General features: G+C 36.7%; 7 protein-coding genes. 1 reads left to right on the top strand and 6 read right to left on the bottom strand.

Features of this window, described 5'->3' with window-relative positions:
* Window positions 1–1,328 (top strand): ABC transporter ATP-binding protein (locus AD60_RS06580; RefSeq protein ID WP_103927496.1); only part of this gene is annotated, 1,328 nt, incomplete at its 5' end.
* A gap of 92 nt (window positions 1,329–1,420) precedes the next feature.
* On the opposite strand, the gene AD60_RS06575 is transcribed toward AD60_RS06580, so the two are convergent.
* From AD60_RS06575 to AD60_RS06550, 6 genes are all read right to left on the bottom strand, one after another.
* Entirely contained in the window at window positions 1,421–2,356 is a 936-nt protein-coding gene (locus AD60_RS06575; RefSeq protein WP_103877061.1) for an ABC transporter permease, read from the bottom strand.
* A gap of 61 nt (window positions 2,357–2,417) precedes the next feature.
* Window positions 2,418–3,449 carry an ABC transporter ATP-binding protein gene (locus AD60_RS06570; RefSeq protein WP_103877010.1) on the bottom strand — a complete coding sequence of 344 codons (1,032 nt, stop codon included), beginning with the start codon at window positions 3,447–3,449 and terminating at the stop codon, window positions 2,418–2,420.
* Window positions 3,442–4,413, bottom strand: a complete 972-nt coding sequence (locus tag AD60_RS06565) for an ABC transporter ATP-binding protein (protein WP_103927495.1) — start codon at window positions 4,411–4,413, stop codon at window positions 3,442–3,444. The genes AD60_RS06570 and AD60_RS06565 overlap by 8 nt, the downstream gene beginning before the upstream one ends.
* A gap of 6 nt (window positions 4,414–4,419) precedes the next feature.
* The gene (locus tag AD60_RS06560) at window positions 4,420–5,811 is read right to left on the bottom strand and encodes an ABC transporter permease (protein WP_103927494.1); all 1,392 of its coding nucleotides are present in this window, start codon (window positions 5,809–5,811) and stop codon (window positions 4,420–4,422) included.
* Entirely contained in the window at window positions 5,808–6,857 is a 1,050-nt protein-coding gene (locus tag AD60_RS06555; RefSeq protein ID WP_103927493.1) for an ABC transporter permease, read from the bottom strand. The genes AD60_RS06560 and AD60_RS06555 overlap by 4 nt, the downstream gene beginning before the upstream one ends.
* Window positions 6,858–6,948: 91 nt before the next feature.
* Window positions 6,949–9,456 (bottom strand): ABC transporter substrate-binding protein, encoded by a 2,508-nt coding sequence (locus AD60_RS06550; RefSeq protein WP_103927492.1) that lies wholly within the window; start codon window positions 9,454–9,456, stop codon window positions 6,949–6,951.
* Window positions 9,457–9,637 lie beyond the last annotated feature (181 nt).

The following is a 9,637-nucleotide window of genomic DNA, read 5'->3' as shown; positions in this document are numbered from 1 at the left end:
CAATGGCTCTTGTATTACCAACCATGTGTTTAAACTTTTTGAATTTAGTAGTTATTTCTGCTATACTGACTTATCTGAATTGGCAATTATTTTTGATAGTACTTGCTTCTTTACCTTTCTATTGGCCTATTATCAGAAGTTCACAAACAAAGTTGCAGAATTATTCAAAAATAGAAAGAAAATCTTTTGGAAAATTAACTTCTTCTATAAAAGAAAAGTTAGATGGTCAATTAATTATTAAAGTATTTGGGAAAACAAAATACTTTTCAAATTCATTTTCCAAGGATGAGGAAAATTGGTCTATGCAGGCGACTAAAGCAGGGATATTTCAAATAACTATTTTAAATATAGCCTTTTTTATCAGTTATGTAATTCCTGTGATTATATTAGGATTGGGAGGATTACTTGTGATAAGAGGGAACATGTCTTTGGGAACTTTAATAGCTTTTTTTTCTTTTGTGCCATGGATATACGAACCCATAGGGATCATAAATGAAAATTTGGTTCAACTACAACGGGTTGAACCTCTAGCTGAAAGATTCTTTGAAATCCTCGATATGCCAGAAGAGGAAGGTGATGGTATATATCTTTTCCCTGAAGATTACGATGTCGAATACAAAAACATCTCATTCAAATACAGAGACGAGATAGTTTTGAAAAACATAAATCTCTTCTTTGGCAAAAACGAAAAGGTAGCGTTGGTAGGAACGAGTGGATCCGGCAAAAGTACTATGGTGAGTCTTCTTGTGAGATTATATGATCCCACAAACGGTAAAATACTATTAGGGAATAAAAACATAATAGATTACAAATTACAAGAAATCAGAGAAAAGATAAAGCTAGTCAGAGGTAACGAACCTTTATTCAACATGACGGTCAAAGAAAACATAATGTTGGATGATGAATTCACTGAAGAGGAATTCATGAAAGCCGTAAAGAAAGCGAAGGTAGATAAATTCATAGGACTTTTATATGAAGGATACGACACAGTAGTTAGAGAAAGAGGAAGTAAGTTATCGGATGGGCAAAGGCAGAGAGTAGCGATAGCAAGAGCATTGATAAGGGAACCAAAGGTATTGATACTGGATGAAGCAACGTCAGGGGTAGATTCTCAAACAGAAGAAGAAATATTCGATGAATTGAAAGAGTACAAGATGACTTTGATAATAATATCCCACAGATTGTCAACGATAAGAAAGGCTAACAAAGTGATACTGTTGAAAGATGGAGAGATAAAAGGAGAAGGAGTACATGAAGAGTTATTAAAAAATTCTCCCATTTACAGAGAAATAATAGAAAGTCAGTTGATTGTAGGAAAGTTTGATTAGTCAATATGTATGTAAAAGAATCATAAGTTTTTAAATTTTAAAGATATTAACAAAATAATAAGCGAGACACCCCCTAGGGGTGTCTCACTTTCTCACTCTTTTCCGCCAACTTTTATTCTAGGGTCTAGGAAACCGTATATTAAATCTAAAATTACAATACCACCGATATATAAAAGAGTCGTGAAAGACAAATTTCCCAAAAGAACAGGAATATCATCCTGCTGAATAGCAGCCCAGAAAAGGTTCCCCATTCCAGGCCAATTAAATATACCTTCGATGATCAATGCCCCTGAAAAAGAATCAAGTACAGATAAAACCGACATTGTTAAGATGGGTGGAGCCGAAGCTCTTAAAGCGTGCCCAAACAAAACTTTTCTTTCAGGAATACCCCTTGCTCTGGCAGAAGTTATGAAATCATTCTGCAAATTTTGTAACACTATATTTCTTGATAAATATGCTCTTCCCCAAAAGCGGAAAAAAACAAGCGTAGATAAAGGTAGAATTAAATGATACACAATATCCACAAATCTTTTTATTAAACCCTCAGGAGGCGGCATGCTAAATATACCTCCAGAAGGGAATAAAGGCAATCTAAAAGAAAAAAACATAATCATTACTAATCCAACCCACCACGTGGGAAGACCGTAAAAAATCATTGTAAGTATTGAAGTAGTTTTGTCCATAATTTCCCCTGCTTTTTGAGCCTTTTTTATGCCCAAATATACCCCTAAGAAAATATCCATGATAATAGCCAGCGTAAAAAGAAGCATAGTGTTAGGTACTCTTTCTAAAATAATTTTAACAACATCAGTTTCTCCTTTAAAAGATCTTATAGACATTGATTGCCCATAATTAAAAGTGAGGGTATCAATCCAATCAGAAAAAATCTCGGGTAATATTGGTCCTTCCAAAAGGTAACTATAGTGAAGTTTAAACATGATGTTGAAAAGTACAGAATACACAAAGATAATAACAGAATAAATCATAACGCCCATTAACATCCTTTTAAAAGCATATTTCCAATACATCCAATAACCACCTTTGTATCTTTTCATCCAAATTAAAAACCCCCACATTTGTGGGGATTTTTTAAACCTTTTCTACTTGTTGATCTATCTCTTTGTACCTATAACAGGCCACGTAATGACCGCTTGAATCTTCTACCAACTCTGGATCATCAACATTCTCAAAACATTTAGGCTGTGCATAAATACACCTTGGATGGAATCTACATCCCTTTGGGATATTTGCTGCAGATGGAATCTCTCCCTTTATTGGTAATTCTTTTATTACGTTTTCTTTTCCAGGTAAAGGTTCTGGTACTGCTTCTATCAGAGCTTTGGTGTATGGGTGTAAAGGCCTTTCAATTATTTCGTCAGCATCGCCTAACTCAACTATTCTTCCTAGATACATAACTGCCATCCTATCGCAAAAATATCTTGCAGTTGATAAGTCATGAGTTATGTATAGATAAGTTAGGCCTAAATCTTGTTGAACGTCTTTCATCATGTGGAGAATTTCTGCCCTAGTTGATAAATCTATCATAGAAACTGGTTCATCAGCTATTATAAAATCTGGGGAAAGAACTAAGGTTCTTGCAGTGGCAACTCTTTGCCTTTGTCCTCCACTGAGCATGTGAGGGTATCTATCCATAAACTCTTCAGGTGGTGTTAATTTTACTTGATTTAGAACATTTTTTGCTATTTTTTCAATCTCATTAGGATCCTTCGTTTTTTCATGAATGATCAACGGTTCAGCTAGAACATCTCTAACTCTAAACCTTGGATTCATCGAAGAGTAAGGATCTTGAAAAATCATTTGTACATCTTCTTTATACTTCTTAATTTCATCCGTAGAAGATAACGTAGTAATATCATTACCTTTAAATATTATTTGACCCTCTGTTGGTTCTTCTAATTTCATCATTAATCTACCCGTCGTTGATTTTCCACAGCCAGATTCTCCAATTAAACCAAATATCTCTCCTTTTCTTATATCAAAACTTACATTATCAACCGCTCTTACCCATCTTCGTTGTCCTTGAAATACCTCTAAAAAGGTTCTTCGTAAAGGGAACCATTTTTTCAAATTTTTAATACTCAATATGATTTCATCACTCATCAAAACACCTCCAACAAGCCGCAAAATGCCCGGGTTCAATTTCCTTTAATGGTGGTTCTTCTACTTTACATCTATCGAAAGCAACCGGGCAACGCTCATGGAATCGACATCCATGAGGTGGATTGAGCAAATCAGGTGGGACACCCCGTATAAAAGCAAGCTCTTCAACTTTTTTATGTAAACGAGGTGTAGCTCCCATTAAACCATTGGTATATGGATGTGCTGGACCCTTTGGCCCATAAATATGATAATTCTCGCCAATTTCAGCTATCTTACCTGCATACATGACCATTATCCTGTCGGCAACTTCTGCTACGGTAGCTAAATCATGGGTTATAAAGATAAAGGACAAATTGAGGTCTTTTTTTAGGCTTTTCAAAAGGTTTATTATTTGAGCTTGAACGACAACATCTAACGCTGTAGTAGGTTCATCGGCTATAACTACTTTTGGTTCTAAAAACAATGCTTGGGCTATTACTACGCGTTGTTTCATACCTCCTGATAATTCGTGAGGATATCTCTTTAAAACATCTTCAGATAACCCCACATGATTTAAATATTTTTTAATTATAGCAAAAGCCTTTTCTTCTTCCATTTCCCTATGGTTTTGAAGGGTTTCCATCATCTGTTTTTTAATGGTGTAAACAGGAGTCAAACTATTCATGGCCCCTTGAAAAACCATAGAAATCTTTTCCCATCTGACTCTCTTACGTAAAACAGATTCTTTTAAGTGAACTATATTTTCACCATCTATATTAATCTCTCCACTTACAATTTTGCCTGGAGGGCTCGGCATTCTCAAAACCCCCATGCCCAAAGTTGTTTTACCACATCCAGACTCTCCAACAAGACCTAATGTTTCACCTTCTCTCAGAGAAAAGCTAACGTCGTCTAATCCTTTTACAACACCTTTTCTTGTATAATAGTAAACCTTTAAATTTTTAACATTTAAAATATCTTTCATTCATATCTACCTCGTTCTCAATTTTGGATTTAAGATGGTGTCCATTGCAAAACCTAAAAAGGCAAAAGTCATACCTACTAAAGCTATAGCAATTCCAGGAGGTACAACCCACCACCAAAGACCGTTTGTTACAGCTCCGCCGTTCATGGCATCATGAAGAATCTGTCCCCATGTTACTATGGTCGCATCTCCTAAACCAAGCAAACTAACGGTTGCCTCGTAAAGAATGGCGCTCGGAACACTCAAAGCCATACTTGCAAAAGAGTATGGAATCAAGATTGGAATCATATGTCTAAAAATTATTCTTCTATGTGAAGCACCTAAAGCTTTTGCCGCTTCAACATATGTTTCTTCTTTAATTTGTAAGGCCATGCTTCTCACTGTTTTAACAGGGCCTACCCAAAAAAACAAACTCATCATAAGAATCAGGCTCCAAATAGAAGGGCTGAATATTGCTGATAAAACAATTAAAACTGGAAGGAGAGGTATGTTGATGAAAACTTCCCAAATTCTCTGCATTATAGAATCAACTATACCCCCATAATACGCAGAAACAACTCCGTAAATAACTCCAATTGACACTGAAATAGCAGATGTCATAAGCCCTATGAACAATGCCCATTTAATGCCTGCCAACAAGCCACTCCAAACATCTCTTTTAGAGTTATCTGTTCCAAGCCAACCAGAAACGCTCCCTGAAACAACTAACCTTGTGTCTTCAATAACCGTTTCCTCTGTCAGTTTCATTAGATTTATATTTAGCTTGTAAGTTCCATTTAATGGAGTTGGATTTGAAAAAAGCTCACCATCTGTTTGTGAAAAAAGCACGGTATTTATGTTAACTCTTGGAGGGAGGTTTTGCACATACCTCCTTGCAAAACTTCTAACGTTGTTCCCTGATTCATTAATAAGTGATATTCTAAAGTCTTTTTCTGTGTTTGCACTAAAACTTTTGGTCACCAAGTTGATTTTATTACCATCTGGACGTTCCAAAACAATATTCAAACTAAAGTTACCTTTAAAATTCCCTCTATAGATTAGATCAACAGGCGGAACATCATAATCGTACTGATACTCTATAACTGAATTTAAAATACTTATTGGACTGGAAATATTTTGTTCTGTATATTCTAAATCTTCAATATATTCAGTTGGAGTATAATCCTTTTGAGAAAACCAATTCATCCAAATAGGGGGAACACTTCGTGGATTATCTTCCCAATATGTTATATCTCTCCACCTTGTAGAAGCTTTGGGGAAAGGGGTTAAAAACGGTTCAAAAATGACTAAAATTATAAAAAGAATTAAAAGAATTATTCCAGCTATACCAAATTTAACTTGCTTGAACTCATTCCAAAAATCTTTCAATTGCTTAGCAACAAGATTTGTTTTATTCACGCTTTTCCACCAACTTTTATTCTAGGGTCTAAGAAGCCATATATCAAATCCAAAACGACGATACCAGAAATGTATATAAGTGTTGTTATAGAAAGGTTACCCAAAAGAACAGGGATATCGTTCATCTGAACCGCTGCCCAATAAAGATTTCCCATTCCAGGCCAACTAAATATACCTTCAAATACCAGTGCACCAGAAAAAGAAGCTAACAAGGATAAAAGAGACATAGTTAAAATAGGAGGAGCAGAGGTTCTTAAGGCATGACCATACAAAACTGATCTTTCGGGAATTCCTCTTGCCCTTGCGGACATTATGAAATCCTCTTGCAGATTTCCTAAAACTATATTTCTTGTTAAATAAGCCCTTCCCCAAAAACCTATGAAAACAAGGGTAATTATTGGCAAAGCCATATGGTATAAAGTATCAAGAACTCTTCCAAAAAAGGTTGTTGGAGGTGGGACACTGTTTATACCTCCTGACGGGAAAACAGGTATCGCAAAGGCCAACAACATTATCATAACCATTCCAAACCACCAAGATGGGAGACCGTACACCCCCATGGTGATTATAGAAGTAGTCTTATCCATTATCTTTCCAGCTTTTTGAGCCTTTTTTATACCCAACCATACACCTATCAGAATATCGATAATTATGGCGGTAGTGAACAACATCAAGGTATTGGGAATTCTTTCTAAAACTATTTTAAGAACATCCGTTTCACCTTTAAAAGATCTCATTACAGTTGAGTTCCCATAATTGAAAGTCAACGTATCGATAGCCCTCCAAAAAATTCTAGAAAGGATAGGGTCATCTAAGTGATACAATTGACGAAGCTCATTGATCCTTCTCTCTCTGTATTTTACCAAATATTCCGGATCCGTTCCTACCTGTGACATTTTCATCATTTCACCGTTTACTTGTTCGACTATTTGACTATTTAAAGTCTGATCCATTACGGTGTTAAATAAAGCTGAATATATGAAAATGATTACAACATAGATAACAACACCCATGAATATTCTTCGAACAGCATATCTCCAATACATACGGTTAATCACCTCTGTATATAATTCAACTTTTCTAAAAATAGGCTCCCATAAGGGAGCCCTTAAACTTTAAAAATGACTTATTAGAAGGTTAATACACAACAATTGTTGTTGAATAAGTGGATGGAATTGCTCCTTCTGATCTTGCAGTTACTACAACCGCATAAGTACCAGGTTTTAATGTATTAAGCACGTCTCCAGGTATAGTTGCAACAAATGTTCCAGCTGTTTCTACTTCAGCCTTGAAAGTTTTTGGCCCTTCTGGTGTGATCAAAGAAACTTCCACGTCCCCTTGAGGAGCTGGGGAATATGTATCGTATGGGTAAAGAACCTCAGATACATAGATCGTAACTGGTAGGTCTAACCCTCTTATAGCAGCAAAAGCAAGATTTATACTATCAACGTTCAGTCTGACGGTTTCAAAGTACTCATTCCAGTATCCGCGTTCGAATGGATACCTCTCATCTCTAACAGCGGTTAATTCGACAAAACGTGCACTTGGATCATATTTTGTCATCTTGAAGGGGCCGTTCCCAATATAAGCATGATTGTATTCATTAACAAAATTAAGTGCAGTTTGATATCTTTCAACAGCCTCATCAGGTGTGATCATATCTTTAATGTAAATAGGTACGTACCTTTCATCGATCATCTTTTGAAGCTCGGCTTTAATATCGTTAACCGTTGCAGGCTCAAGTACATCCACTTCGTAGACGTTGCCACCTGCGGCTGTTGATGAGAACGTATACTCTCTTCCTGATGCGCCTCCATGTTCAACCAATCTTGTTAAAGCTTCAACAATTTCCCAAGAAACACCTATTGGTTGTCCTGATTCAGAAACTGACCAGCCAGGTGCTCCCCAAGAAGCTAAGTACATCTTATCTACTGGGAAGTTGTAGTCAAACCAAACCGTTATTGAACCGTCTTCATTTACTTTTCTTGCAACCTCAACTTCCAGTCCGGGCATTGCAGAAGCAGAGTAAGTTGCATCGTACCTTGAATCACCTTGTCCAGAATCAACTGAAAGGTCCCATGCATAGGATCGTGCATACATATAATCCACTAAGCTTTCAGAGAGCCCATGATTCCACACACCGTATATTATGTCGTAAGTACAAACACTTATAGATGTAACGTCTGGTCCTACAGGTAACCATTTTTTACTGTCAGGATCAAATTTAACAGCATCCTTGGGGACCTTTATTAAACCAACCATTTCACCGTTTTCATCAATTTCAAATTTGGTGTCTAATGTATCCATCCTTGGAACAACTTTTGCAGGTGTAATATTAGCTGAGGCTGGACTTTCAAACATACCGTAGTCGTACATATTGGAGGCAACGTTTATGGAATACATATCGTTGAATCCATCCGTTCCTATTGGATCCCAGGCACCCATGAATAAAGATCCCTGTGCAGAGAATTGAGTAACCCTCAAAACTCGATCAACAGTATCAGCCGTTAAAATAGACCACTGATTTAATCCGTCTCCAAGTCCATATACCATTCGCCTGTTGAATCGATCTTTGTTGGCAACATAGAAGTCTTTTTGGTAAGTCAGATATATCCTAACAGAATCTTCTATACCCAATTCAGCCGCTTTCAGGATTATATCCCAATACTCTTCTTCTGTTGCAAAATTACCCGCATAAACCTTTTGAGTTAACTCATCGATCTCATCTTGCTCATAGTTCCAAAATGTTGGCTCTTGACCTCCCGGCATATAAGAATACCACGGTGCATACATTTGGGCTATAATGTGGTGCCAGTACTTTCTAGTCGCCCCTGCACCCCAACCTTCTGTATACATATGCCATTGTAGGTCTGCAGGGTTTGAGTAATAAGCAAGCTTTATTGCGGCATATCTGTCTATTTCTAATCTTTCAACCTTTATACCAGTTTTTTCAATTTCGTCTGCTATGTATCTACCTGCTGGCAGCCTCCCGTTAGGATCATCTACACGAATTAAGAATTTCAACGTCACTGGTTGTCCATCGAAAGTCCACCATTGACCTTCTTTTACCAGTCTTCCTTTATTTTCAGGCAAATTGGCAGCTTCATTCAAAGCGCTTTCTATCATTTCAAGAGCCATCTCTTGGTTGCCCTCTGGAGTAAAACCCATTTTTGCGGCTATATCAATGTATGGTTGGGTACCAGGTTGTCCAGGTGTTGCTACAGTATACATCACTCCACCTGCACCTTGGAGAATCTCGTCTACTAAATACTGTCTGTTAATTAGGAAGTTCATAGCAAACCTTACCTTCTGAATCGCCAATGGATTAAAATACTCGACACCGTCAACATTCACCGTATACGGGGGTTCGTTTGGTATAGGATTGAGTAATAAAGACCAAGAACCCGATGGAATGTTGTAAATATCTAAATTTTCAAGCACTGATTGGGGCAAAGAATTAATCACTTGAGCCCCAACGCCCCAGAAAAAGACATCTACATTCCCAGCGGCGACATCTTGTATTGCGACATCTTCTTGCATTCTCACATCGAAATAAACCTTATCCGGCATAGGTCCCTGTTCTGCTAAGGCAAAGGCTGAAATCAAAACAAAAGTGACCAACAAAAAAGTCTCTACTTTCTTCATAGTATCCCTCCTTTAAGTTTTATAAAATCCTAATTAAATCCAATATAATCTACAACAATAACTTAAAATAACAATTAATTAATACTACCTAACAATATCTTCAATTCCACAAATAATTATAGTAAAGTTTACATTATTTGTCAAATTGGGAAAAACTAATTAACAGTAATCTAAGGTGTTT

Source organism: Petrotoga sp. SL27, assembly GCF_002924605.1.
Taxonomy (GTDB): Bacteria; Thermotogota; Thermotogae; order Petrotogales; family Petrotogaceae; genus Petrotoga; species Petrotoga sibirica.
This window is presented reverse-complemented; position numbering and strand designations above follow the sequence as displayed.